The following is a 24,082-nucleotide window of genomic DNA, read 5'->3' on the forward strand; positions in this document are numbered from 1 at the left end:
GCGCTCGGTTCGGTGGATCAGGCGTCCACGGTCCGATCGACGAAGTTGGGATTGGGCGGGGTGTCGTCGTTGCCGCGCGAACCGGTCGGCAGGGCGAAACAGACCGTCGCTCCCTGTTCGGCCGTCGTGACCACATGGCGGAAGGCGCCGAACAATTCACGGCCATAGCCCCAGGACGAACCCTCGGCGTTGGCGGCGGACCGGGCGGCCAGCGGACGGGCGGTCAGGTCGGGAACGCCGACGGTGGTCAGAACGCCAGCTTCGGCGTCCAGGCGGATGATGTCGCCGTCCTGAACATGGGCCAGCGGACCGCCGGCCAGGGCCTCCGGGCTGACGTGGATGGCGGCGGGCGTCTTGCCGCTGGCGCCCGACATGCGGCCGTCGGTGACGAAGGCGACCTTGAACCCCTTGTCCTGAATGACCGACAGGGCCGGCGACAGGCTGTGCAGTTCCGGCATGCCGTTCGCCTTGGGTCCCTGGAAGCGCAGGACCACGACGACGTCGCGGAACAGCTTGCCGTCCCGGAAGGCCTGGAGCGCATCTTCCTGGGTTTCGAACACGGCGGCGGGCGCCTCGACGATGCGGTTCTCGGGTTTGACGGCGGAGATCTTGATGACCGCACGACCCAGGTCACCCTGAACCAGACGCAACCCCCCCTCCTTGTCGAAGGGATTGGACGCCGGGCGCAGGATATCGAGATCAAGACTTTCCTGGACCCCATCGCGCCAGACCAGCTCGCCGTCCACCATCGACGGTTCCTGGAAATAGGCCTGGATGCCCTGACCCATGATGGTCGTGACGTCGGTGTGGATATTGCCCGCCATCGCCAGCTCACGCGCGATGAAGGCGACGCCGCCGGCGGCCTGGAAGGCGTTCACATCCGCCGAGCCGTTGGGATAGACCCGCGCCAACAGCGGCGTGACCGACGACAGCTCGTCCATGTCGGTCCAGTCGATCAGAACCCCCGCCGACCGCGCCATGGCGACCAGGTGGATGGCGTGATTGGTCGAGCCGCCGGTGGCCAGCAGGGCCACGATCATGTTGACGATGGACTTCTCGTCGATGACGTCGGCCATGCGGCACTCGCCGCTGCGGGCCAGTTCGACCGCCCGTTTCGCCGCCGCCGCCGTCAGGGCGTCGCGCAAGCCGGTGTCGGGATGGACGAAGGCGGTGGAGGGCATGTGCAGTCCGCCCAGCTCCATCATCATCTGGTTGGAGTTGGCGGTGCCGTAGAAGGTGCAGGTGCCGGGCGAGTGATAGCTGCCGATCTCGCTTTCCAGCAGGGTCTGACGATCGACCTTGTTCTGCGCATATTCGGCCCGAACGCGGGCCTTTTCCGCGTTCGGAATGCCCGACGGCATCGGCCCTGCGGGTGCGAAGACGACCGGCAGATGGCCGAAGGCCAGGGCGCCCATGAACAGGCCCGGTACGATCTTGTCGCACACGCCCAGCATCAGACCGGCGTCGAAGGCGTCGTGCGTCAGGGCGATGCCCGCCGACATGGCGATCAGGTCGCGGCTGAACAGCGACAGCTCCATGCCGGGACGACCCTGGGTGACGCCATCGCACATGGCGGGGGTGCCGCCGGCGACCTGGGCCGTGGCGCCGACCTCGCGCACGGCCTTGCGCACCACGTCGGGGAAGCGCTCGAACGGCTGGTGGGCCGACAGCATGTCGTTATAGGCGGTGACGATGCCCAGATTGGGCTTGGACCCGTCCATCGCCGTCAGCTTGTCTGCGATGGTCTGGCCCGCGAAGGCGTGGGCCCAGTTGGCGCAGGACAGTTTGGCGCGTCCAGCGCCGCTGTCGCGCGCGGCGTCCATGCGACGGATGTAGTCGGCGCGGGTCTCGCGGCTTTTTTCGACGATGCGGGCGGTGACGGCCGCCACGGTGGGATGAAGCGCCATTTCAGCCTTCCTCCGTCCATAGAACTTCAAGGGGAACGCCGGCGGCGATCAAGGCGGCGATGGGCTGAACCTTTGGATCGCCCTGGGCCTGTTCTTCGAAGACATGACGCTTGGCGGCGCCCTTCAGGCCCAGGATCACCCGGCCCGCAGACATCAGATAGGGCAGGTTGATCGACAGCCGTTCGAGCGTCGGCGCCATGCCGTCGCGCCCATGTGGCACGCCCAGGACGGTCGGCTTCAGCGTCGGCGTCAGCAGGGTCTTCAGCGTCGGGCTTTCGGGGAACATGGAGCAGATATGGCCATCCTCGCCCATGCCCAGCAGCGCCGCATCGAACCGCCCGCCGGCATCGGCCAGGGCCTTGGCCGCCACGATGGCCGCACGGTCCACGGTGACTTCGGGCGTATAGAGCGGGATGAAGCGGGCCGTCGCCGCCTTGTCCTGCAACAGCACGTCGCGGATCAGACGGGCGTTCGATTCCGGCGAGGTCTCGGGCACATACCGCTCGTCCACCAGGGTCACGGCGATTTTGGACCAATCCAGATCGGTGGCCGCCAGGCGGCGGTAGACGGGCGCGGGCGTCGAACCGCCCGGCCCGGCGAACAGGGCCGCGCCCTTGTCGCTAAGCGCGGCCGCCAGGGTTTCGCTCAGCCGCGCTGCGATGGCCTCGGCCCAGGCGTCAACGCCGGCGAAGGTTTCGATGACGGGGGTCTCAGACATCTGTGGTGTTCCAGTCGCGGCCGGTGCGGGCCATCAGCATGTCGGCGCTGTCGGGACCCCAGGTTCCGGCGACGTAGTCGTCGGGCTTCAGGCCGGATTCGGCCCAGGCCTCGGACACCTCGTCCACCCATTTCCAGGCCTGCTCGGCCTCGTCGCGTCGCACGAACAGGGTCGAGTCTCCGGCCATCGCATCCAGAAGCAGCCGCTCATAGGCGATGCGGCGGCGCGGCGGGGCGGCGGACTTGCCGTCCACACCCCACGACAGGCTCATCTTGATCGGCTGCAACTGCATGCGCTGATCCAGGCCCGGACGCTTGTTCATCACCGTCAGCGAGATGTCTTCCTCGGGCTGCAGCTCGATGATCATCCGGTTGGCCTGAACCTCGCCCCGGTCGTCGCGGTCGAAGATCGAGTGCGGTACTGGCTTGAACTGGATAACGATCTCGGTGCGCTTCTCGGGCAGGCGCTTTCCGGTCCGCATGAAGAAGGGCACGCCCGCCCAGCGCCAGTTGTCGATGTCGGCGCGAACGGCGACGAAGGTTTCGGTGTCCGACGGCTGACCGCGCTCCTCGTCATAGCCCTTGGCCGGCTTGCCCTCCGAGACGCCCGCCACATACTGACCCCGCACGGTCACGCGCTCGACCTCGTCCACCGTGACGGGCCTTAGGGACCTCAGCACCTTGACCTTCTCGTTGCGCACCGAGTCGGGGTCCAGGTCGCTGGGCGGCTCCATCGCCACCAGGCACAGCAGCTGCAGCATGTGGTTCTGCAGCATGTCGCGCAGCGCACCGTATTCGTCATAGTAGGGCCAGCGATCGCCGACCCCCACCGTCTCGCCGATCGTGATCTGCACGTGGTCGATGGACAGGTTGTTCCAGAGCGGCTCGAAGATCGTGTTGCCGAACCGCAGGGCGATCAGGTTCTGCACCGTCTCCTTGCCCAGGTAGTGGTCGATGCGGAACACCTGATTCTCGCTGAAGGCGTGGGCCACGGCGTCGTCGATTTCGAGGAACGACTTCAGGTCGCGCCCGACAGGCTTTTCCAGCACGATGCGGCAGTTCTTTTCCGCCAGACCCGCCGCCTTCATCGCCGTGACAATGCGGGCATAGAGCGAGGGGGAGACGGCCAGGAAGGAGGTGACCTCGCCGTCGCCGACCTTGTCCTTCAGCGGCTTGAGACTTTCGGGCGAGGTGGCGTCGACGGCGAGATAGTCCAGGCGAGCCTTCATCCGCGACCAGCTGGCTTCGTCCCAGACCTTGTCCGCCTCGGCGCGCGCCTTCACCGCCTCGTGCACCTTGGCGATATAGTCGTCGGCGCTCTCTTCGGAACGCGCGGCGCCGATGATCTTCAGCCCTTCAGGCAGCAGGCCGTCGTGTTCGAGGAAATAGAGCGACGGCAGAAGCATGCGCATCGCCAGATCGCCGCCGCCGCCAAACAGAATGAGAGCCGCCATATCTTGTCCCTCGATGATCCCATTTGTCGGGACGCACGCCTTTACGGTCTAGCCGCTGTCTTTGGCCGCTTCCGCTCGCGAGGCCAACACGTCCAGCACGTCCTGAAACACCATGTTACGGGCATGGAGAAGAACAAGCAGGTGATAGATCAAATCCGCAGCCTCGCTGGCGAGTTCCTCGTCCGGGCCGGCGACGCCGGCCAAAGCCGTCTCCACGCCCTCCTCACCGACTTTCTGGGCGATGCGTTTGGGCCCCTGTGCGATCAGTCGGGCGGTCCAGCTTTCGGACGGATCGGCGGCGGCCCGTTCGGCGATGGTGCGCTCCAGCCGGGCGATCCGACCCAGGCCCGGCGCGTCGGCCTCGCCGAAACAGCTCGTCCGGTCCAGGTGGCAGGCGTTTCCGACTGGCCTGACACCCAACACGATGGCGTCGGCGTCGCAGTCGGCCGTGATAGAGACGACGTGAAGCCGGTCGCCCGAGGTCTCGCCCTTCCTCCAACGCCCTCCGCGCGAACGCGAGAAGAAGGTGGCCTCGCCGGAGGCGATCGTCTCGTCCAGCGCCGCGCGATCCATATAGGCCAGGGTCAGGACCTGCAGCGTGGCGGCGTCCTGCACCACGACGGGAACCAGGCCGTCGCCCTTGGCGAAGTCGATGGTGTTCGGGTCGATCACAATCTCATCTCCAGGCCTTGGTCAGCCAGGTATTGTTTCAGGTCTGGAATGGCGATGGCGCCGGTGTGGAAGACGCTGGCGGCCAGGGCGCCGGAGACGTCAGCCTGCTCGAACACAGCCTTGAAATGCTCGGGCGCGCCAGCGCCGCCCGAGGCGATCAGGGGAATGGTCAGGCGTGCCCGCGCGGCGGACAGTTGTTCGATGTCATAGCCGCGCCGAACCCCGTCCTGATCGATGCAGTTCAGCACGATCTCTCCGGCGCCCAGGCTCTGCGCCTCGTCCAGCCAGTCCAGTGTGCGTTTGCCGGCATGACGGCGTGCATCGGGGTCGCCGGTATATTTGTGGACCACCCATTCGCCGTCTTCGAACCTGCTATCGACGCCGACGACGACGCATTGGCTGCCCAGCCGCGCAGCCATGTCAGCGATCAGTTCGGGCCGTTCCAGAGCCGGGGAGTTGATCGAGACCTTGTCCGCCCCGTGATCCAGGCAGCGCGCCGCCTGCTCCACGGTGCGAATGCCGCCGGCGACGCAGAAAGGAATGTCCAGCAGTCGGGCGATGTCCCTGATCCAGCCGTAGTCCAGCGTCCGGCCTTCTGGACTGGCGGTGATGTCGTAGAAGACCAGTTCGTCGGCGCCCGCATCGCGATAGCGGGCGGCCAGCTCGGCCGCATCGCCCATATCGGTGTGACCGACGAACTTGACGCCCTTGACCACCCGGCCGTCCTTCACGTCCAGGCAGGGAATGATCCGCCGGGCGGTCATTTGGCCGCCCCGCTTGATGCAGGATGGGCCGTCACGAGCGTTTGGCCGCCGCGATCGCCTCGGGCAGGGTGAAGGAGTTTTCGTAGAGCGCGCGTCCGACGATGGCGCCGTGACAGCCCAGCGCCTTGACCGCAGCGATGTCGTCCAGCGAGGAAACGCCGCCCGAGGCCTGCAGCACCAGATCCGGTCGACGGCTGCGGATCTCGGCCAGCAGCTCCAGGTTCGGCCCAGTCAGGGCGCCGTCGCGACCGACATCGGTCACCAGCAGGTGTTTGGCCATTCCCTTGGGATACCGATCCAACGCCTCCCAAAGCGTCATGCCCGAGGACTGGGTCCAGCCCTTGAGCGCCGGGACGGGCACGCCGTCCTCGATCTTGACGTCCAGGGCCAGGGTGACGCGCTCGACGCCGAAGGTCTCCAACCAGGTCGCCACCGCCTCGGGCTGGGTCACCGCCAGCGATCCGACCACGACGCGCGACACGCCGGCGTCCAGCAGCTTTTTTACATCGTCGGCGCTGCGCACGCCGCCGCCCGACTGGACCTTGACGTCGATGGCCTGGGTCAGTTCACCGATCAGGGCGTGCTGGCGGGCCTCGCCCGCCTCGGCTCCGTCCAGATCGACGATGTGAATCCACTCCGCGCCCTCGGCCGCGAAGGTCGTCAGGCGGGCGGCCGGCTGCTGGTCGTAATGCGTCACCTGGGCGAAGTCGCCGTGCATCAGGCGCACGCAGACGCCGTCCTTCAGATCGATGGCGGGGTAGATCAGCATGACAGGCCCAGGAAGTTCTTGAGGATGGTCGCCCCGGCCTCGGCCGAGCGTTCGGGGTGGAACTGGCAGCCCCAGCGGTTGGCGGATCGAACCACAGCCGGAACGACGCCGCCATAGTCGGCGCGCGCCAGGGTCGCTGGTCCGTCGGGACAGACGAAGCCGTGGACGAAATAAGCATAGGCGCCGTCGGCGACGCCCTCCAGCAAGGGGTCGTCGCGGTCGCGCGTCAACCGGCTCCAGCCCATGTGCGGCACCGGCAGATCGCCCGCAGGTCTCAGCCGGGTCACCGCGCCGGGAATGAGACCCAGCAGATCGACGCCGTCGCCTTCGTCGCTCGATCCGAACAGCAGTTGCTGACCCAGGCAGACACCCAGCAGGGGGCGTGGGAAGGCGCGGATCGGCTCAATCAGACCCAAGTCCGACAGGCGCTTCATGGCGTATCCGGCCGCGCCTACGCCGGGCAGGATGACCCGTTCAGCCTCGGCGATCACCGTCGGATCGTCGGTCAGGCGCACGGTCGCGCCCAGCCGCTCCAGCGCGAACTGGACCGAGGCGACATTGCCGGCGCCGTATGCGATGACGGCGACCTCGGTCACAGCACACCTTTGGTCGACGGCACGGCGTCGCCCTCGACCCGGATGGCCTGGCGCAGGGCGCGGCCGAAGGCCTTGTAGACGGCTTCGGTCTTGTGGTGGTCGTCCTGGCCCGTGACCTTGATGTGCACGGCCGCGCCCATGGCCTCGGCCAGAGACCGGAAGACGTGGGGGGTCAGGTCGGTGCGGTATTCGCCGATGAAGGGGGTCTCGAACGTGCCCTCGAACAGCGGATACGGGCGGCCGGAAAGATCGATCGAGACGGTCGCATTCGCCTCGTCCATCGGCAGGACGAAGCCATAGCGAGCGATGCCCTTGCGCTCGCCCAGCGCCTGTTTCAGCGCCTGGCCCAAGGCGATGGCGCTGTCCTCGATCGTGTGGTGCGGATCGGTGTGCAGGTCGCCTTCGCATTGCAGACGCAGCGAGAAGCCGCCGTGGGCCGCGATCTGCTCCAGCATGTGATCGAAAAAGCCGACGCCGGTCTCGATTTTCACCGGACCGGGCGAATCCAGATCGACGGCGCAGACGATGCGCGTTTCCTTGGTGTCGCGCACGGCCTGACCAACGCGGGCGGGGCGGCGCTTGGCGGGCGTCAGGCCGAAGGCGGCGAGCAGCCAATCGTTGACCTCGGACTTGATCGAGATCGGCAGGCGCAGACGCTCGCCGGACAGATCGGCCTCGACGCCGTAGGCTTTCAGACCAGCCAGGGCGGCGGCAGGCTCCTCTGGGCGAGCCATGATGATGGGACCGACGCCCGGTTCGACCGGCATCTGGCGACCCAGTTCGCGCACAACCCGTTCGCGCTCGCGCCGGACCGAGGCGATCCGCTCGGCAGTCTCGATCATCCGCGACGGATCGAGCGCCTGCATCGCCAGCCGAACCAGCGGTTCGGGCAGGGCATAGGGTTCCAGCACTGACGCCAGACGCACCAGGGTCTGGGCTTTGGCGATCGCCGCGCCGACGCGGGCGCCGGCCAATCCATAGGCCAGGGACAGGCTGCGCAGCACGACCAGGTTCGGCTGATCGCTAACGATCGTCACGGCCGAGGCGCTGTCGGAGAATTCAATCAATCCCTCGTCCACCACCAGCAGGGCGGGGGCGACGCGGGCGGCCATTTCGCCGACGGCTTCGGGCGAGCCCAAGGCGCGGATGACGACGATACTTTTCTCTGGGGCCGTTTCGCCCTTGGCCGGATAGATGGCGGCGAGACTGTCATAGGGTTCGGCCTTCGGGGCCTCGACCGATCCCCCGTCGCGAGCGGCGAGGCGCCAGGCCAGTTCCAGCCCGTGGGTCAGGCCGCGCACCGGCAGCACCTGTTCGGCAGGCACGCCATAGACGGCGGCCATGCGAGCGGCGAGGGCGGAGGCGTCGTCGGGATAGCGATCCAGACCTTCGCCGCCGGAAACCAGCGGCGGATAGGGAGCAGGCAGCGTCATCCTTCAGCCCTCAGATCGGCGGCGCGGGCGTGGGCATCCAAGCCCTCCATCCGGGCCAGACGGGCGGCGATAGGGGCCAGCTGACGGGCGCCCGCCTCGGTGACCAGCTGGACCGACATGGTGGTCATGAAGCTGGCGGTGGTGACGCCGCCCAGGGTGCGGGCGCCGCCGTCGGTCGGCAGGACGTGGCTGGGACCGGCGGCATAGTCACCCAGCGTCTCGGCGGCGAACCGGCCGACGAAGACGGCCCCGGCGGCCTTGATCGAATCGACCAGCGGCTCGGGATCGTCGATCTGGATCGCCAGGTGTTCGGGACCATAGAGGTTGGCGACTTCTGCGGCGGCGTCGAGGTCGCGGACCAGGATGGCGCGGGCCTCGTTCAGAGAGGCGCGGGCGATGGCTTCGCGGGGCAGGGTTGCGACCTGCACCTCGACCTCGCTCAGGATGTAGTCGATGGTGGCGCGGCTGGTGGAGACCAGCAGAACCTGCGCATCCGCATCATGCTCGGCCTGGCTGAGCAGGTCGGCGGCGGCGATCTCGGGTGCGGCGTCGCGATCGACGATGACCATCAACTCCGACGGGCCGGCCGGCATGTCGACGGCGGGACCGCCTGGCAGGGCGGAGGCCTGCTTCTTGGCCTCGGCTACATAGGCGTTGCCGGGTCCGAACAGCTTGTCGCAGGCGGGGATAACACCGTCCTCCAGTTCGACGCCGAAGGTCAGGGCGGCGATGGCCTGGGCGCCGCCCATCAGCCAGATGGCGTCCAGCTCCGCCTCTGCGGCGGCCAGGATCATGGCGGGGTGGATGCCGCCATCCTTGTTCGGCGGCGTGACGGCGACGCGCTGGCCTACGCCCGCAACGCCGGCCGGGATGGCCAGCATCAACAGGGACGAAAACAGCGGCGCGGTGCCGCCGGGAATGTAGAGGCCGGCCGAGGCGATGGGACGCCAGGCCAGTTTGGACCGCACGCCGGGCGTCGTCTCGATGAACGGAGTGTCCTCGGGCCGGGTCGCCTGGTGGAAGACGCGCACATTGTCGGCCGCCATGCGCAGGGCGCGCACGTCGCCGGGCGGCAGGGCGTTGCGCGCCTCGGCCACCGTCTCGGGCGTGATGGCGATGCGACGGGGCGGCGCCTTGTCCAGCTTCAGGCACCAGTCAGTCACGGCCGCGCCGCCGCGCTGGCGCACGTCGTCCAAGATGGTGCGCACGACCTCGGTCACGTCGCCGGCGGTGCGTTGGGCCGGGCGGGCCAGGGCGGCCGTCTTGCCGGCGGCGTCGAGGGAAGACCAGTCGATGCGTTTCATCACATCATCTTCTCGATCGGCAGGACCAGAATGGCCGAGGCGCCGGCGGCCTTCAGCTTCTCGAGCGTCTCCCAGAAGACGGCCTCCTGACAGACGGCGTGGACGGCGACCGCATCGTCGCGACCCATCAGGGGCATGACAGTGGGCGAGCCGGCGCCGGGCAGGATGGCGGTGATCTCGTCCAAGGCCGAGCGCGGGGCGTTCAGCATGACATATTTGGCGCCTTGCGAGGACACCACGCCCGCCATCCGCTCGATGACGCTGTCCAACAGCTGCTGCAAGGCGGGCTCGGGCGCCACAGGCGACTGGATCAGCACGGCCTGGCTTTCCAGAACCGTATCCTTGGCCCCCAGGCCGTTGGCCTCCAGCGTCGCGCCGGTCGAAACCAGGTCGCAGATGGCGGCGGCCAGTTTCAGCCGGGGGGCGACCTCGACGGCCCCGCGCATCACCACGATGTCGGCCTTGACCCCGCGTTCGTCGAGGAAGCGGCGCAGGATTTTAGGATAGGAGGTGGCGATGCGCAGCCCGTCCAGCGAGGCCGGGCCGTCGTAGGCCAGGGTCGGAGGCGTGGCGATCTTGAGCGTGCAGCGACCGAAGCCCAGCGGCATGACGATCGAGGCGTTGGGCCCGCCGTTGCGACCTTCCTCCAGCACATTCTCGCCGACGATGCCCAGATCGCAGACGCCATCCGCCACGAAGGTGGGAATGTCGTCGTCGCGGACGCGCAGCAGGTCGATCGGATAGTTCTCGACCCGGTAAAGCAGGTCGTTGTGACCCTTGACCCATTTCAGGCCCGCGTCGCGGATCAGGTCGAGGCTGCGGTCGGCCAGACGGCCGGATTTCTGGACGGCGATGCGAAGCCGGCCCTGCACGGTGCTCATGTTCGGATACTCAGTTCTTGTTCTTCAGGCGGTCCAGGGCGAGGCGATAGCCCTGATGCGGCATGTCTTTCAGATAGCGGGCGACGCGGACGACGGTGGTGGGGCTGGCATGGGCCTCTGCGGCGATCTCGCGATAGGATTTGCCGCCGGCGTCGAGCAGGCGCGCGACCTGCCAGCGCTCGGAGAAGGCGCGCAGTTCCGCAGGCGTGCAAAGATCGGCCAGAAAGGCGTCGATCTCGGCGCGCGTCTGCATCGACAGCAGGGCGTCATGCAGGTCGTCACGGGCGGGCGGGGTCGTCATGCGCGTTCCACTATGCTGTAACGGTGGAACAGTCAAGAGCTCGTGAGACGTGACGCGTGACTCGTGATTGAACGGGCAGACGTCAGTCCCGGCTCACGATTCACCAATCACGACTTACACCCGCCCGCGCACCGCTCTATCTGTCCGCCCATGACCAAGGTTCTCATCATCGGCACCGGGCACGCCGGCGGCTCCGTCGCGGCCTTCCTGCGGCAGTACGGCCATGAGGGGCCCATCGTGCTGATCGGCGAGGAGGATGCGCCGCCTTATCAGCGGCCGCCCCTGTCCAAGGCCTGGCTGAAGGGAGAGGCGGATCTGGAGGCGCTGCTGCTGCGGCCTCTGAGTTTCTACGCCGAGCAGAACATCGACTTCCGACCCTCGATGGTCGCCGTGGCGGTGGACCCCGCAGCGAAGACGGTAGCCTTCCACGACGGGTCGTCCGAGACCTACGACATTCTTGTGCTGGCGACCGGATCGACGGCGCGCAAGCTGCCGGTTCCGGGCGGGGACCATCCCGATCTGCTGGAACTCCGCACGATGAAGGACGCCGAGCGACTGAAGGCGGTCCTCGGGCCCGGCAAGCGTCTGGCGGTCGTCGGCGGCGGCTATGTTGGGCTGGAGGCGGCGGCCTCGGCGCGGGCTTTGGGCGCCGAGGCGGTGGTGATCGAGCGCGCGCCGCGCGTGCTGGCGCGAGTGGCGTCCGAAACCCTGTCGGCCTTCTTCACGGCGCAGCACCGGGCGCACGGCGTCGAAATCCTGACGAACGCGGAGGTGGTCGCCGTGGCCCGCGACGGCGTGAGCCTGGCCGACGGATCGGTGGTGTCAGCGGATGCGGTGTTGGTGGGGGTCGGCGCCCTGGCATGCGACGCCCTGGCGCGGTCGGCCGGCCTGACCTGCGACGACGGCGTGGTGGTGAACAGCGAGGCGCGCACCAGCAATCCGGCGATCTTCGCCATCGGCGACATGACGCGACGACCCATTCCGGTCCACGGCGGCATGCATCATCGGCTGGAGAGCGTGTCCAACGCCTTGGAGCAGGCCAAACAGGCGGCCGCCGCCATCGTCGGACGGGCCGGGCCGACGCCCGAGGTTCCGTGGTTCTGGTCGGACCAGTATGACGTCAAGCTTCAGATCGCCGGCCTGCCGTTCGACGCCGACCGACAGGTGGTGCGTGGCGACCCGACGGCGTCGGGCTTTGCCGTCTTCCATCTGAACGGCGACCGCATCGTCTGCGTCGAGGCCGTCAACGCTCCGCCCGAGTTCATGGCCGGCAAGCAGTTGATCGCCAAGGCGACGCCTGTGGACGTGGACAAGCTGGCCGATCCGGCGGTGTCGATGAAGGCGGTGGCCGTCGGATAAGGCGTCGCCGCAGTGCAACAAAACTGTTGCGCTTTACGTTCGTGACCGTTCAAGCTGCGACTTCAACGCGGCGGGGGCGGATGACGAGAGCTTTCGACGAAATGAATGGCGGTGGATCGGGTGCGATCCGCGACAGCTACAAGACGCTAGCGGCGTGGCTGGAAAACGCGCCGGCCGACCTGCTGCAAGCGCGCTCGCGCCAGGCAGAGCTGTTCTTCCGCCGCATGGGCGTGACCTTCGCCGTCTATGGCGACGAGGAATCCAACGAGCGGCTGATCCCCTTCGACGTCGTGCCGCGCATCATCGGCGCGGACGAGTGGGGCGGTTTGGAAAAGGGGCTGAAGCAGCGGGTCACCGCCATCAACGCCTTCCTGAAAGACATCTATGGGCCGCAGGACTGCATCAAGGCGGGCATCGTCCCGGCCGATCTGATCCTGACCAATCCGCACTATCGGCCGGAGATGCAGGGGCGTCGTCCACCGGGCGACGTCTGGTGTCATATTTCGGGCGTGGATCTGGTGCGCACGGGCGAGGACGGCTTCTACGTACTCGAAGACAACTGCCGCACGCCGTCGGGCGTCTCCTATATGCTGGAGAACCGCGAGATGATGATGCGGCTGTTCCCCGACCTGTTCGCGGAACACGCCGTGCGTCCCGTCGAGATCTACACCGACATGCTGCTGCGCTCGCTGCAGGCCTCAGCGCCGGCAGGGGCGGGGGCGGATCCGACCATCGTCGTGCTGACGCCCGGCCCCTTCAACTCGGCCTACTATGAGCACAGCTTCCTGGCCGATAAGCTGGGCGTCGAGCTGGTTCAAGGCACGGACCTGTTCGTCAATGACGACACGGTCTTCATGCGCACGACCGAGGGGCCCAAGCGCGTCGATGTTATCTATCGCCGTATCGATGACGACTTCCTCGATCCCCTGACCTTCATGCCCAACTCCACCATCGGGGTGCCGGGGTTGATGTCGGCCTATTTCGCTGGACGGGTGACCCTGGCCAATGCGGTCGGGACGGGCGTGGCCGACGACAAGGCCGTCTATACCTACATGCCCGAGATCATCCGCTTCTTCACGGGTGAGGATGCGATCCTGCAGAACGTGCCGACCTGGCGCTGTCGCGAGCCGGACGCCCTGAAGGAAGTGCTGGATAAGCTCCCGGAACTGGTGGTCAAGGAAGTCGGCGGATCGGGCGGCTACGGCATGCTGGTCGGGCCGACCTCGACCAAGGCCGAGATCGAGGATTTCCGCGCCAAGCTGATCGCCGATCCCGACGACTTCATCGCTCAGCCGACGCTGAGCCTATCGACGGCTCCGACGCTGAACGGCGGGGCCCTGTCGCCCCGCCACGTCGATCTTAGGCCCTTCGTGCTGTCCAGCCCGGCCGGCGTGCGCGTCGCGCCCGGCGGCTTGACGCGGGTGGCGCTGAAGGAAGGGTCGCTGGTGGTGAACTCCAGCCAGGGCGGCGGAACCAAGGACACCTGGGTGCTGGACAACTGATGCTTTCACGCACCGCAGACAGCCTCTATTGGACCGGCCGCTACATGGAGCGGGCGGACTTTCTCGCCCGCATTCTGGAGGCGGCGATCCGTCTCGCCGCCCTGCCGGCGAAAGATCAGGCCACCGTCACCGCCTGGGCCGGGGCCATCGCCTCATCGGGGGTCAAAGCCGGCTTCGATGCGACCGGCCGGACCGTGTCGGAAAAGTCCGTGCGGGAATATCTGGCCTTCGGCTTCGACAATCCGACCTCGATCAAGGCCTGCATCACCAAGGCGCGGACCAATGCGCGCTCGGTGCGCACCGCCCTGACCATCGAACTGTGGGAGGCGATCAACGGCGCCTGGAACGGTCTGAACGAGCTGGGCGAACCGACCAAGCGCGACGACTTCACCAACTTCCTCGACTTCGTGAAATCGACATCCCTGGCGGTCGAAGGCGCCTCGTCGCGGACCATGCTCAGGAACGACGCCTACTGGTTCCTGCGACTGGGCATGGCGATCGAGCGGGCCGACAACACCGCACGCCTGCTGGACGTTAAATATCACCTGCTGCTGCCGCCCGGCGAACGGGTGGGGGGGCAACTGGACTACTTCCAGTGGACGACCCTTCTGCGCGAGGTCTCGGCATTGACCGCCTATCGCTGGGTTTACCGCGAAAGCGTGCGGCCCTGGCTGGTGGCGGACCTCTTGGTGCTGAACCGCCAGATGCCGCGTTCGCTGGCCTCGTGCCAGGGCATGATCGTCAGCTATCTGGAGAAGCTGGCGACCGATTATGGCCGGCGCGGCCCGGCGCAACGGCTAGCCTCCAATCGCCTGAGCCAGTTCAACGAGGCCAAGATCGAGGACATCTTCCAGTCCGGCCTGCACGAATACATCCAGGGCTTCCTGAACGAGAACAACGCCTTGGCCGCGGCCGTCCACGAACAGTATCTGGTCTGACCATGCGGATCCGGATCGATCACTCCACCCGCTACGCCTACGCCCGGCCCGCGCGGTTCATCGTCCAGATGCTGCGGCTGACGCCCAAGTCGTGTGAGAGCCAACAGGTCCGCGACTGGCGGATCGAAACCGATGTGGACGCCCGGCTACGGCGCAGCGAGGACGCGTTCGGCAACATCGTTCACAGCCTCTACACCGAGCGGCCGACCGACGCCCTGACCATCCGCGTCACCGGCGAGGTCTCGACCGTCGAGACGGGCGGCGTCGTGAAAGGGCAGGCCGAACGCCTGTCGCCCATCGTCTATCTGCGCGACACCCCGATGACCAAGGCCGACGCCGGTATCGTCGATTTCGCCCGCTCCATTCCTGAGGGCGCGACGCTGGGCCGGATGCATCAGTTGATGGGCGCGCTGAAGGACACGGTGGCGTTCGAGGTCGGCTCGACCTCCGCCTCCCACACCGCCGCCGAGGCCTTTGCCCAGAAGCGCGGCGTCTGTCAGGACCATTCGCAGATCTTCATCTCGGCCGCGCGCCTGATGGGCGTGCCGGCCCGCTATGTCTCGGGCCACCTCAGCCGTCAGGACGGACGCCACGATCAGGACGCCGCCCATGCCTGGGCCGAGGCCTGGGTCGAAAATCTGGGCTGGGTCGGGTTCGATCCCGCCAACGGCATCTGTCCGACCGAACACTATGTTCGGGTCGCGGTCGGCCTGGATGCACGGGGCGCCACCCCGATCCGGGGCACGAGCTATGGCGGCGGCCAGGAGCAGCTGACCGTCGCCCTGAATGTGCGGCCGGTGCAACAGAGCCAGCAACAACTGCAATCCAGTGGATGGCCCCGATAGGCATGACGCGCGAATCTGTTAGCGTCTGGGGATTCGCAACGCGGGGAGCGAATAGAGCGAAGTGACCTATTGCGTAGGCATGCTGGTGGACGACGGGTTGGCGATGATCGCCGACACGCGCACCAATGCGGGCGTGGACAACATCTCGTCCTATCGCAAACTGCACATCTACAAGTCGCCGGGCGAGCGGATCCTGGCGGTCGCGACGGCGGGCAATCTGTCGGTCACCCAGACGGCGCTGGCCATGGTCGCAGCCGGGGTCAAACTGCCGGACTCCACCGAGCTTGAAACGCTACAGACCGCCCCGACCCTGTTTCGCGCCGCCCAACTTCTGGGTCATGCGATGGCCAGCGTACGCGCCAGCATCAATACGCCGCCGACGCCGACCGCCGACGGGCTGAACGTCACCGCCTCCATGCTGCTGGGCGGTCAGATCGCTGGCGGCAAGATGGGGCTGTATCTGATCTACGGGCAGGGCAACTTCATCGAGTGCGGACCCGATACGCCCTATCTGCAGATCGGCGAGCTGAAATACGGCAAGCCCATTCTGGATCGCGCCCTGCACAGCTCCACCTCCCTGTCCGAGGCGGTGAAGCTGGGGCTGATCTCGTTCGATTCGACCATCCGCTCGAACATCGCCGTCGGCCCGCCGCTGGACCTGATTGTCATGCCGCGCGACCAGCTGACGGGCACGGCGCGGCGCATCGAAGCGGATGATCCCTATTTCCGCGACCTGGGCCGGCGTTGGTCCGAAGCCCTGGCCGCCGCCCACCGCGCCATGCCTGATCCGACCTGGCTCGATATCGAGACGTCGGCGCCTCAGAGGGGCATCAGCGCCGTCGGCTAATTAAGATTGCGATTTGTTCGCAATTGTCTTGTGCCTTCCTGTGGAGCTGGTTATTGCGAGCGCATCGCAAAATCAGACCAAAAGGTCGCAAGAGTATGTCCGAATCCCGCGCCGCCGCGCTCCGCTCGCTTCTGTTCGTCTCCAGCGCCGCCGGCATGCTGGTCGCCGCCCCCGCCATCGCCGCTGACGTGACCGCCGAGGACGGCGTGGTCGTCACGGCCGACCAGTCCCAGCCCGCCAATCTGGGCACGATCGACGTCAACGGTCAGTTCAAGAAGCCGGCTCCCGTCAGCCCCGAGTTCGTCGCGCCCCTGGTGGATACACCGCGCGCCGTGACGGTGATCCCCCAGGCCATCATCGAACAGACCTCGGCCTCTTCGTTGCAGGACCTGCTGTCCAACTCCCCCGGCATCACCTTCGGGGCAGGCGAGGGCGGTCAGCCGCTGGCCGATCGTCCCTTCATCCGGGGTCAGTCGTCGGGCAACAACATCTTCGTGGACGGCATCCGCGATACGGGCGGCCAGCAGCGCGAGGTCTTCAACCTGGAGCAGGTTGAGGTCATCAAGGGGCCGGACGCCGTCTATTCGGGACGCGGCTCGGGCGGCGGCAGCATCAACCTGGCCTCCAAATCGCCAAAGCTGAACGCCTTCACCAATGTCAGCGCGGGCGCGGGCACGGACGGCTATCTGCGCGGCACGGTCGATGCGAACCTGCCGCTGGGCGAGACCGCCGCCCTGCGCATCAACCTGATGGGCGCCCAGGGCGACGTGCCCGGCCGCGACGCCGTCGATTACGACAAATGGGGTGCGGCCATCAGCCTGGGCGCCGGCCTGGGCACGCCGTCGTCGATGGTCTTCAGCTACTATCACCTGACCAGCGACCAGATGCCCGACTACGGCATTCCGCTGTTCACCAAGATCCAGTCACGCACGACCGACAGCGGCGTTCTGGATGTGCCCTATGACAGCTTCTACGGGCTGAAGGCGCGCGACTACCTGACCAATGAGGTGGATGCGTTCACCTTCAAGGCCGAGCATCGCCTCAACGACTTCGCCACGATCCGCAACGTCAGCCGCTATTCGCAGACGCTGAATGACTACATCGTCACCAATCCCGGCGACGGCGGCTATGTCGGACGCGCGGCGGACGGGACCTACTGGATGAAGCGGGGCACCAAGACCCGGTGGAACCCGGTCACCACACTGGCCAATGTGACGGACGTCTTCGGCCAGTTCGCCATCGGTTCGATCAAGCACAGCTACGATGTCGGCGTGGAGTTGTCGCGCGAGCACAACAAGAACGCCTCCTATTCGACCTACACCACCTCGGGCTCGGCCTGTCCGACCGGTCTGACGACCGTCAGCGGGTCGTATCCGACCGCCGCCGGGTCGCTGGGCGCGGGAGACTGCACCCCGATCTACAACCCCAATCCCGACGACGCCTGGACCGGCGTGATCAATCGCGGCCCGACCAGTTCGAACACGACCGAGGCCATCGGCGTCTATGCCAACGACAGCATCACCCTGACCGAGCGACTGATCCTGAACCTGGGCGTTCGCTGGGACCAGTATTCGGTCAAGGGCGTGAACGCGGCGGCGACCCAGTCAGCCGGGGTCTGGACGACGACGGGCTATACGGCCGTTCCGGAACAGACCTGGGAGTTCACCAACTATCAGGTCGGTCTGGTGTTCAAGCCGACGCAGAACAGCAGCGTCTATGCGTCCTGGTCCACCTCTTCGACGCCGCCGACCATTTCGGCGGGCGACCAGAACGCCTCGGGCGGCTTGGGCACGGTCGATGGCGTCGCCAACACCGTTCTGGATCCGGAAGACACCGAAAGCTTCGAGATCGGCGCCAAGGCCAATGTCTTGAACGACCGTCTCGCCCTGTCGGCGGCCGCCTTCCATCTGACCCGCAAGAACGCCCTGATCCTGGTTGAGCCCAACATCTTCCGTCAGGAAGGCGAGGTCGAAGTCAACGGCTTCGAGCTGGGCGTGTCAGGTAGCATCACGCCGAAGTGGACCGTGTTCGGCGGCTATACCTACATGGACTCCGAACTGGTGAATGGCGCCTGCACGGTCGAGGCCACGGTGACGCCGCCGGTGTGCAGGCCCAGCGCCTTTGAAGGTGACCCGCTGGCCAACACGCCCAAGCATAGCGCCAGCCTGTTCACCACCTATCGCGTCCTGCGACGGCTGACGGTCGGCGGCGGCGTCTACTACACATCCAAATCTCTGGGCGGGAACCAAGGCGGCGCGGGCGGCGGGAACAACCGCATCTATGCGTCCGAATGGACCCGCGTGGACGCCTTCGCCGCCTATGATCTGACGGACCGCGCAACGCTTCAGCTGAACGTCAAGAATGCGACGGACGAGGAATACATCATGCGCACCAACGGCGTTCACCACGCCGACGTGGCCGCAGGTCGCCAGGCCATCCTGGCCCTGAACCTGCGCTTCTAAAGGCCGTTTCCCCGGCCTAGTTTGACGGCCCCGCGATCCCCCGCGGGGCCGTTTCGTCTTTCAGCGAGAACGCCCGTGCTGCTGCAGATTCCGGAAGTCTTCTCCAAGGCAGAGGTCGCGGCTCTGCGGGCGCGGCTGGACGCCGGGCCGTGGGCGGACGGCAACGCCACCTCGGGCCATCAATCGGCGACGGCGAAGAAGAACCTTCAACTGCCCGAAGAGTCGGACGTGGCGAAGGAGGTCTCGGCCCTGGTGGTCCAGGCGCTGAACGCCAATCCGATGTTTGTGGCGGCGGCCCTGCCGCACACGATCTTTCCGCCCCTGTTCAACCGCTACGAAGGCGGGGACCAGTTCGGCCTGCACGTCGACAACGCCATCCGCCAGTCCCGTAACGGCGGGGCGATCCGCATTCGCAGCGACCTGTCGGCGACCCTTTTCCTGTCCGAGCCCGAGGACTACGACGGCGGCGAACTGATCATCGAGGAGATGTACGGGTCGCAGGCGATCAAGCTGCCGGCTGGCGATCTGGTCCTGTATCCGTCCAAGAGCCTGCACCGGGTCACGCCCGTGACGCGCGGGGCGCGGGTGTCGTCCTTCATGTGGATGCAGAGCCTCGTGCGCGACGACGCCGATCGCGAAACCCTGTTCCGCCTGGACATCGCCACCCAGCGCGTGGCGTCCGAAAAGGGGCCCAAGGATCAGGCGGTGATCGAACTGACCGGCGTCTATCACAATCTGCTGCGGCGCTGGACCGAGGTCTGACACCCAAGGCGCCACGACGCCGCTAAATGCTATTGCAACCCGTTCGCAACAATGGCACAGCGAGGCCGTGACCGAACTCGCCACACAGCGTCAGGCCGAAACCGCAGCCAAGGACCCCAAACCCAAGGCGGCGCTGAACGGCGCGCGGTCGTTCTGGCTGAAGCAGCTGCATAGCTGGCACTGGATTTCTGCGGCGGTCAGCCTGATCGGCATGATCCTGTTCGCGGTCACCGGCATCACCCTGAACCACGCGGCCGCGATCCCCGGCGATCCGGTCACGGTCGAACAGACCGCGACCTTGCCGCCGCCCCTGTTGCAGCGTTTGGCCAGCTTCCCGCAGGAGACGACCGATCCCGTTCCCGACGCGGTCGCCCGCTGGGCGTCCGAGGCTCTAAAGGTCGAGATCGCCGACAAGCCGACCGAGACGACGGCGGAAGAGGTCTATGTCGCCCTAGCCATGCCCGGCGGCGACGGCTGGGTCACCATCGACCGTTCGACCGGCGAGACGCTGCACGAGAAGACGACGCGCGGCTGGATCGCCTACCTCAACGACCTGCACAAGGGCCGCAACGCCGGCGTGGTCTGGTTCTGGTTCATCGACGTCTTCGCGGCGGCCTGCGTCATCTTCGCCGTCACGGGCCTGGGTCTGATAGTCCTGCACGCCAAGGGTCGGCCCTCGACCTGGCCGCTGGCGGCGCTGGGCCTGCTGATCCCCGTCGTTATCGCCCTGATCTTCATTCACTGACGAGTTTTCCGATGCACCTTCTCCCCGTCGTCATCACCACCGTCGGCCTGGCCGCCGCCGCTGCGCCCGCCATGGCCGCCGACCTGACGGTGTCGGTCGAGATTCCGCGTCTGAACACCGCTTCCTATCATCGCCCCTATGTCGCGATGTGGATCGAAAAGCCGGACCAGTCGGCCGAACGCACCCTGGCCGTCTGGTATCAGCAGACCCGGAATAACGAGGGCGACGGCAAGGACTGGCTGAAGGATTTGCGCACCTGGTGGCGCAAGGGCGGCCGGGCCATGAGCCTGCCGGCCGACGGCGTATCCGGCGCCACGCGCGCGCCGGGCCGCCAGACCGTCACCGTGCCCGCCGCACGCCTGCGCAACCTTCAGCCCGGCCAGTACAACATTGTCGTCGAGGCGGCCCGCGAACTGGGCGGACGCGAAGTCGTGCGCGTACCCTTCCGCTGGGGCGTGGCCAACACCGGCGCCGGAACCGGCTCCACCGAACTGGGCGCCGTGCGCGTCGCCGTCTCTCGCTGAGGATCATGACCATGAAGAAGACGATCGCCCTGCTGACGCTGGCCACAGCGCTGGCCGCCCCCATGGCCGCCCAGGCCCACCGCGCCTGGCTGGCGCCCACCGCCTCGACCCTGTCGGGCACGGACGCCTGGGTCGGATTCGACGCCGGCATGTCGAACCAGGTGTTCAACCCCGATCACGCCGCCATGCGCCTGACCGGCCTGACCATCACCGCGCCGGATGGCTCGGCGGTCCAGCCCGAGAACGCCATGCAGGGCCGCTATCGCTCGACCTTCGACGCCCATCTGACCCAGAACGGCACCTACAAGATCGCCAACGTCATGAACGGCGTGATGGCCAGCTACACCCTGAACGGTGAACAGAAGCGCTGGCGCGGCGCGGCCTCGGAATACCCGGCGGGCCTGCCCGAGGGCGCGACCAATGTTCAGGCGACCCGCACTGCCAGCCGCATCGAGACCTTCGTCACCCTGAACAACCCCTCCGACACCGTCTTCAAGACGACCGGCGAGGGGCTTGAGCTGGTTCCCGTCACCCACCCGAACGATCTGGTGGTCGGCGAACCCGCCACCTTCAAACTGCTGAACAATGGCCAGCCGGCGGCGGACGTCGATGTCACCGTGGCGCGCGGTGGTCTGCGCTACCGCGACAACCCCGAAGAATCGACGCTCAAAACCAACGCCGAGGGCGCTTTCACCATCACCTGGCCGGAAGCGGGCATGTACTGGCTGAACGCCTCGGTCCGCACCGAAGGCCAGGGCGAAACGCTGGATTCCAACGCCAGCTATGTGGCGGCGATGGAAGTCCTGCCCTAAGCGAAGGGCCATGTCCGACATTCCCCCCTCGCGCGGTTCCCGCGCCGCCCCGCCCACGGTCAATATCGGCGACGCCGCCCCTCTGGGCGACCGCGCCGACAACCGCGTCCTCGTGCCCGCGATCGAAGGCGCGCCGCCCCGTCCGCCCAGCGACCTGATCCGCTCGCTGGGCGGCGAAACCATGGGCACGACCTGGAGCGCGCGCGTCATCGCCCCGCCAGGCGTGGGCGAGGCCGAGATCCGGTCTGCGATCGAAGAGGAACTGGCGACCGTCGTCGGTCTGTTCAGCCCGTGGGAGCCGTCCAGCGAAACCAGCCGCTTCAACACCGCGCCGGCCGGCGTCTGGGCGGTGTCCCAGCCGTTCTGGGATCTGCTGGATGCGGCGATGACCCTGGGTGACGAGACCAACGGCGCGGTCGATCCGACCCTGGGCGCCTTGGTCGATCTGTGGGGCTTCGGCCCGCCCGGACCGCGCTCGGCCTTGTTGCCCGTCCCGTCCGAGGACGAGATCGCGGCGGCTGCGGCCGTCTCGGGTTGGCAAAAGCTGCGGCTGAACGGCGATGCGCGCGCGGTGATGCAGATGGGCGGGATGAGGCTGGACTTCTCCGGCATCGCCAAGGGTCATGCGGTGGACCGCGTGTCCGACCGCCTGATGGCCATGGGCGCGACCTCGCACCTGATCGAAATCGGGGGCGAGCTGAAGGGGCGCGGCGTCAAGCCGGACGCCCAGCCCTGGTGGGTCGAAATCGAGCGGGTCGAGGGTTCGCCTGCGCCCCACACCGTGGCGGCCCTGTTCGATCTCGCCGTGGCGACCAGCGGCGACTATCGCCGCGCGTTCCGCCATGACGGGCGCATTTATCCCCACACCATCGACGGATCGGCCGGTCGGCCGGTCAGCAACAATCTGAGTTCGGTCACCGTCCTGCACCCCTCTGCCATGATGGCCGACGCCTACGCCACGGCCCTGACCGTCATGGGACCGTTCGACGGACCGGACTACGCCGAGGCCGTCGGCCTGATGGCCCATTTCGTCGAACGCACCGAGCGCGGCCCGGTCGAGCGGATGTCGCCGGCCTTCGCCGCCCTGCTCGACGACGACGGAGATCGTCCGGGGTGACAGCCGATCCGCAGCGCTGGCTGTGGGCGGTCGGGGCCTTGGCGCTTTGGCTGGCCCTGATCGCCGTCATCGTCTGGCGTGAGCGCAAGGCGAGGGCGGCGGCCCGCGCGCGGTCTGATGCCCTGGCGGGCGCAGGCGATGGCCAGCCGGTGCTGATCGCCTTCGCCAGCCAGACGGGCTTCGCCGAAGAACTGGCGTGGATGACGGCGCGCGCCTTAAGCGACGGCGGCGTGGGCGCGCGGGTGCTGTCCCTCGCCGATCTGGATGTGCAGACCCTGAAGGCGGCGGACCGCGCATTGCTGATCGTCTCGACGACCGGCGAGGGCGATCCGCCCGACAGCGCGGCCCGGTTCGTACGCAAGGTCATGGGCGAGGCGACGGACCTGTCGGAACTGCGCTTCGGTCTGCTGGCGCTGGGCGACCGCAGCTATGACCAGTTCTGCGGCTTCGGCCATGCGGTCGACGGCTGGCTGCGACGCGCCGGCGCCGAACCGCTGTTCGACATGGTCGAGGTCGACAACGGCGAGGCCGGCGCCCTTCGCCACTGGCAGCACCAGTTGAACCAGATCACGGGCAGCGTCACGGCTCCCGACTGGACTCCGCCCGCCTACGCCCCCTGGCGGCTGGTCGAACGCACCCTGGTCAATCCGGGCAGTCCCGGCGGCGAGGCCTATCATCTGGCGTTCGAGGCCGTGGGCGCGACGTCCGACTGGTCGGCCGGCGACATCGCCGAGGTCGGCCTGCCTGAGCGTGATGGCGTCACGCCGGGTTCACGTGAATATTCCATCGCTTCCCTGCCGTCGGACGGCCGGGTCGAGTTCCTGATCCGACTGATGCGCCATCCTGACGGCGCGCCGGGCCTGGCCTCGGGCTGGCTGACGCAAGACCTGTCGCTCGGCGGCGAGATCGGGATGCGGCTGCGCACGAACCGCAGCTTCCACGGCCCGGCGGACGAGACGCCGATGATCCTGATCGGCAACGGCACGGGCATCGCCGGACTGCGCGCGCACCTGAAGGCGCGCACCGACACGGGCGGGGCCTGGCTGCTGTTCGGTGAACGCACCCAGGCGCACGACGCCTTCTTCGATGCGGAGTTGCAGGCCTGGCTGGCGTCGGGCGTGCTGCGGCGGCTGGACCGGAGCTTCTCGCGCGATGCGGGCGACGGCCGATATGTGCAGGACCTGGTCGCGGCGGCGGCCGACGAGCTTCGAGATTGGATCGCGCGCGGCGCGGCGATCTATGTCTGCGGCAGTCTGGACGGCATGTCGCAAGGCGTGCATGCCGCGCTGGAAAGCGCGCTGGGCGCGGACGTGGTGCTGACACTGCTGGAAGACGGGCGCTATCGCCGTGACGTGTACTGAACCCTGTCCT

The 24,082-nt window shown here is 67.3% G+C and carries 23 protein-coding genes; 12 read left to right on the plus strand and 11 right to left on the minus strand.

Annotation, left to right across the window (positions count from 1 at the left end):
• Positions 1–17 precede the first annotated feature (17 nt).
• The 11 genes from edd to E4341_RS04390 are packed head-to-tail and all read right to left on the minus strand — an operon-like array spanning position 18 to position 10,798.
• Positions 18–1,907, minus strand: coding sequence for a phosphogluconate dehydratase (gene edd, locus E4341_RS04340; RefSeq protein WP_165115444.1), 1,890 nt, complete (start codon positions 1,905–1,907; stop codon positions 18–20).
• 1 nt (position 1,908) lies between these two features.
• Positions 1,909–2,625, minus strand: a complete 717-nt coding sequence (gene pgl / locus E4341_RS04345) for a 6-phosphogluconolactonase (RefSeq protein ID WP_165115446.1) — start codon at positions 2,623–2,625, stop codon at positions 1,909–1,911.
• Complete coding sequence (gene zwf / locus E4341_RS04350) at positions 2,618–4,078, minus strand: glucose-6-phosphate dehydrogenase (RefSeq protein WP_165115448.1); 1,461 nt, start codon at positions 4,076–4,078, stop codon at positions 2,618–2,620. The genes pgl and zwf overlap by 8 nt, the downstream gene beginning before the upstream one ends.
• A 48-nt stretch (positions 4,079–4,126) precedes the next feature.
• Positions 4,127–4,750, minus strand: coding sequence for a bifunctional phosphoribosyl-AMP cyclohydrolase/phosphoribosyl-ATP diphosphatase HisIE (gene hisIE, locus E4341_RS04355; protein WP_165115450.1), 624 nt, complete (start codon positions 4,748–4,750; stop codon positions 4,127–4,129).
• The gene (gene hisF, locus E4341_RS04360) at positions 4,747–5,514 is read right to left on the minus strand and encodes an imidazole glycerol phosphate synthase subunit HisF (RefSeq protein ID WP_165115452.1); all 768 of its coding nucleotides are present in this window, start codon (positions 5,512–5,514) and stop codon (positions 4,747–4,749) included. The genes hisIE and hisF overlap by 4 nt, the downstream gene beginning before the upstream one ends.
• A gap of 31 nt (positions 5,515–5,545) precedes the next feature.
• Positions 5,546–6,283 (minus strand): 1-(5-phosphoribosyl)-5-[(5-phosphoribosylamino)methylideneamino]imidazole-4-carboxamide isomerase, encoded by a 738-nt coding sequence (hisA, locus tag E4341_RS04365; protein ID WP_165115454.1) that lies wholly within the window; start codon positions 6,281–6,283, stop codon positions 5,546–5,548.
• Entirely contained in the window at positions 6,277–6,879 is a 603-nt protein-coding gene (hisH, locus tag E4341_RS04370; RefSeq protein ID WP_165115456.1) for an imidazole glycerol phosphate synthase subunit HisH, read from the minus strand. Before hisH ends, hisA begins: the two co-directional genes overlap by 7 nt.
• Complete coding sequence (gene hisB, locus E4341_RS04375; RefSeq protein ID WP_165115458.1) at positions 6,876–8,312, minus strand: imidazoleglycerol-phosphate dehydratase HisB; 1,437 nt, start codon at positions 8,310–8,312, stop codon at positions 6,876–6,878. Before hisB ends, hisH begins: the two co-directional genes overlap by 4 nt.
• Positions 8,309–9,616 (minus strand): histidinol dehydrogenase, encoded by a 1,308-nt coding sequence (gene hisD / locus E4341_RS04380; RefSeq protein ID WP_165115460.1) that lies wholly within the window; start codon positions 9,614–9,616, stop codon positions 8,309–8,311. Before hisD ends, hisB begins: the two co-directional genes overlap by 4 nt.
• Entirely contained in the window at positions 9,616–10,497 is an 882-nt protein-coding gene (hisG, locus tag E4341_RS04385) for an ATP phosphoribosyltransferase (RefSeq protein ID WP_055752833.1), read from the minus strand. Before hisG ends, hisD begins: the two co-directional genes overlap by 1 nt.
• Positions 10,498–10,507: 10 nt before the next feature.
• Positions 10,508–10,798 carry a YerC/YecD family TrpR-related protein gene (locus E4341_RS04390; protein WP_017504407.1) on the minus strand — a complete coding sequence of 97 codons (291 nt, stop codon included), beginning with the start codon at positions 10,796–10,798 and terminating at the stop codon, positions 10,508–10,510.
• Positions 10,799–10,948: 150 nt separating this feature from the next.
• Here E4341_RS04390 and E4341_RS04395 point away from each other — a divergent pair, with 150 nt between their 5' ends.
• From E4341_RS04395 to E4341_RS04450, 12 genes are all read left to right on the plus strand, one after another.
• The gene (locus E4341_RS04395) at positions 10,949–12,157 is read left to right on the plus strand and encodes an NAD(P)/FAD-dependent oxidoreductase (RefSeq protein ID WP_165115462.1); all 1,209 of its coding nucleotides are present in this window, start codon (positions 10,949–10,951) and stop codon (positions 12,155–12,157) included.
• A gap of 80 nt (positions 12,158–12,237) precedes the next feature.
• Complete coding sequence (locus E4341_RS04400; protein ID WP_017504409.1) at positions 12,238–13,659, plus strand: circularly permuted type 2 ATP-grasp protein; 1,422 nt, start codon at positions 12,238–12,240, stop codon at positions 13,657–13,659.
• Positions 13,659–14,597: an alpha-E domain-containing protein gene (locus E4341_RS04405; protein WP_112863549.1), complete on the plus strand. Its 939-nt coding sequence runs from the start codon at positions 13,659–13,661 to the stop codon at positions 14,595–14,597. Before E4341_RS04400 ends, E4341_RS04405 begins: the two co-directional genes overlap by 1 nt.
• 2 nt (positions 14,598–14,599) lie before the next feature.
• Positions 14,600–15,442, plus strand: coding sequence for a transglutaminase family protein (locus tag E4341_RS04410; RefSeq protein WP_165115464.1), 843 nt, complete (start codon positions 14,600–14,602; stop codon positions 15,440–15,442).
• 61 nt (positions 15,443–15,503) lie between these two features.
• Complete coding sequence (locus tag E4341_RS04415) at positions 15,504–16,289, plus strand: peptidase (RefSeq protein ID WP_165115467.1); 786 nt, start codon at positions 15,504–15,506, stop codon at positions 16,287–16,289.
• A 95-nt stretch (positions 16,290–16,384) separates the two neighbouring features.
• The gene (locus tag E4341_RS04420) at positions 16,385–18,751 is read left to right on the plus strand and encodes a TonB-dependent siderophore receptor (RefSeq protein ID WP_165115469.1); all 2,367 of its coding nucleotides are present in this window, start codon (positions 16,385–16,387) and stop codon (positions 18,749–18,751) included.
• A gap of 75 nt (positions 18,752–18,826) precedes the next feature.
• The gene (locus E4341_RS04425; protein ID WP_165115471.1) at positions 18,827–19,513 is read left to right on the plus strand and encodes a Fe2+-dependent dioxygenase; all 687 of its coding nucleotides are present in this window, start codon (positions 18,827–18,829) and stop codon (positions 19,511–19,513) included.
• Between the two features lie 67 nt (positions 19,514–19,580).
• On the plus strand, positions 19,581–20,258 hold the full coding sequence (locus tag E4341_RS04430) for a PepSY-associated TM helix domain-containing protein (protein ID WP_370458466.1): 678 nt from the start codon (positions 19,581–19,583) through the stop codon (positions 20,256–20,258).
• 11 nt (positions 20,259–20,269) lie between these two features.
• Positions 20,270–20,782 (plus strand): DUF2271 domain-containing protein, encoded by a 513-nt coding sequence (locus E4341_RS04435; protein WP_165115473.1) that lies wholly within the window; start codon positions 20,270–20,272, stop codon positions 20,780–20,782.
• 11 nt (positions 20,783–20,793) lie between these two features.
• A complete protein-coding gene (locus E4341_RS04440; RefSeq protein ID WP_205751356.1) occupies positions 20,794–21,594 on the plus strand; it encodes a DUF4198 domain-containing protein in 801 nt (266 codons plus the stop codon).
• Between the two features lie 10 nt (positions 21,595–21,604).
• On the plus strand, positions 21,605–22,711 hold the full coding sequence (locus tag E4341_RS04445; protein WP_205751357.1) for an FAD:protein FMN transferase: 1,107 nt from the start codon (positions 21,605–21,607) through the stop codon (positions 22,709–22,711).
• Positions 22,708–24,072, plus strand: coding sequence for a sulfite reductase subunit alpha (locus E4341_RS04450; protein ID WP_165115477.1), 1,365 nt, complete (start codon positions 22,708–22,710; stop codon positions 24,070–24,072). The genes E4341_RS04445 and E4341_RS04450 overlap by 4 nt, the downstream gene beginning before the upstream one ends.
• The last annotated feature ends 10 nt before the right edge of the window (positions 24,073–24,082 follow it).

This window comes from Brevundimonas sp. 'scallop' (genome assembly GCF_011045535.1).
Classification (GTDB): domain Bacteria; phylum Pseudomonadota; class Alphaproteobacteria; order Caulobacterales; family Caulobacteraceae; genus Brevundimonas; species Brevundimonas vesicularis.

Excerpts from the sequence above, each read along its gene's own strand:
- E4341_RS04405 (WP_112863549.1), top strand. The coding sequence starts at position 13,659 with ATGCTTTCACGCACCGCAGACAGCCTCTATTGGACCGGCCGCTACATG.
- E4341_RS04440 (WP_205751356.1), top strand. The coding sequence starts at position 20,794 with ATGAAGAAGACGATCGCCCTGCTGACGCTGGCCACAGCGCTGGCCGCC.
- edd (WP_165115444.1), bottom strand. The coding sequence starts at position 1,907 with ATGGCGCTTCATCCCACCGTGGCGGCCGTCACCGCCCGCATCGTCGAA.
- zwf (WP_165115448.1), bottom strand. The coding sequence starts at position 4,078 with ATGGCGGCTCTCATTCTGTTTGGCGGCGGCGGCGATCTGGCGATGCGC.
- hisA (WP_165115454.1), bottom strand. The coding sequence starts at position 6,283 with ATGCTGATCTACCCCGCCATCGATCTGAAGGACGGCGTCTGCGTGCGC.
- E4341_RS04435 (WP_165115473.1), top strand. The coding sequence starts at position 20,270 with ATGCACCTTCTCCCCGTCGTCATCACCACCGTCGGCCTGGCCGCCGCC.
- E4341_RS04395 (WP_165115462.1), top strand. The coding sequence starts at position 10,949 with ATGACCAAGGTTCTCATCATCGGCACCGGGCACGCCGGCGGCTCCGTC.
- E4341_RS04390 (WP_017504407.1), bottom strand. The coding sequence starts at position 10,798 with ATGACGACCCCGCCCGCCCGTGACGACCTGCATGACGCCCTGCTGTCG.
- E4341_RS04445 (WP_205751357.1), top strand. The coding sequence starts at position 21,605 with ATGTCCGACATTCCCCCCTCGCGCGGTTCCCGCGCCGCCCCGCCCACG.
- hisG (WP_055752833.1), bottom strand. The coding sequence starts at position 10,497 with ATGAGCACCGTGCAGGGCCGGCTTCGCATCGCCGTCCAGAAATCCGGC.
- hisB (WP_165115458.1), bottom strand. The coding sequence starts at position 8,312 with ATGACGCTGCCTGCTCCCTATCCGCCGCTGGTTTCCGGCGGCGAAGGT.
- hisD (WP_165115460.1), bottom strand. The coding sequence starts at position 9,616 with ATGAAACGCATCGACTGGTCTTCCCTCGACGCCGCCGGCAAGACGGCC.
- E4341_RS04420 (WP_165115469.1), top strand. The coding sequence starts at position 16,385 with ATGTCCGAATCCCGCGCCGCCGCGCTCCGCTCGCTTCTGTTCGTCTCC.
- E4341_RS04410 (WP_165115464.1), top strand. The coding sequence starts at position 14,600 with ATGCGGATCCGGATCGATCACTCCACCCGCTACGCCTACGCCCGGCCC.
- pgl (WP_165115446.1), bottom strand. The coding sequence starts at position 2,625 with ATGTCTGAGACCCCCGTCATCGAAACCTTCGCCGGCGTTGACGCCTGG.
- hisF (WP_165115452.1), bottom strand. The coding sequence starts at position 5,514 with ATGACCGCCCGGCGGATCATTCCCTGCCTGGACGTGAAGGACGGCCGG.
- E4341_RS04400 (WP_017504409.1), top strand. The coding sequence starts at position 12,238 with ATGACGAGAGCTTTCGACGAAATGAATGGCGGTGGATCGGGTGCGATC.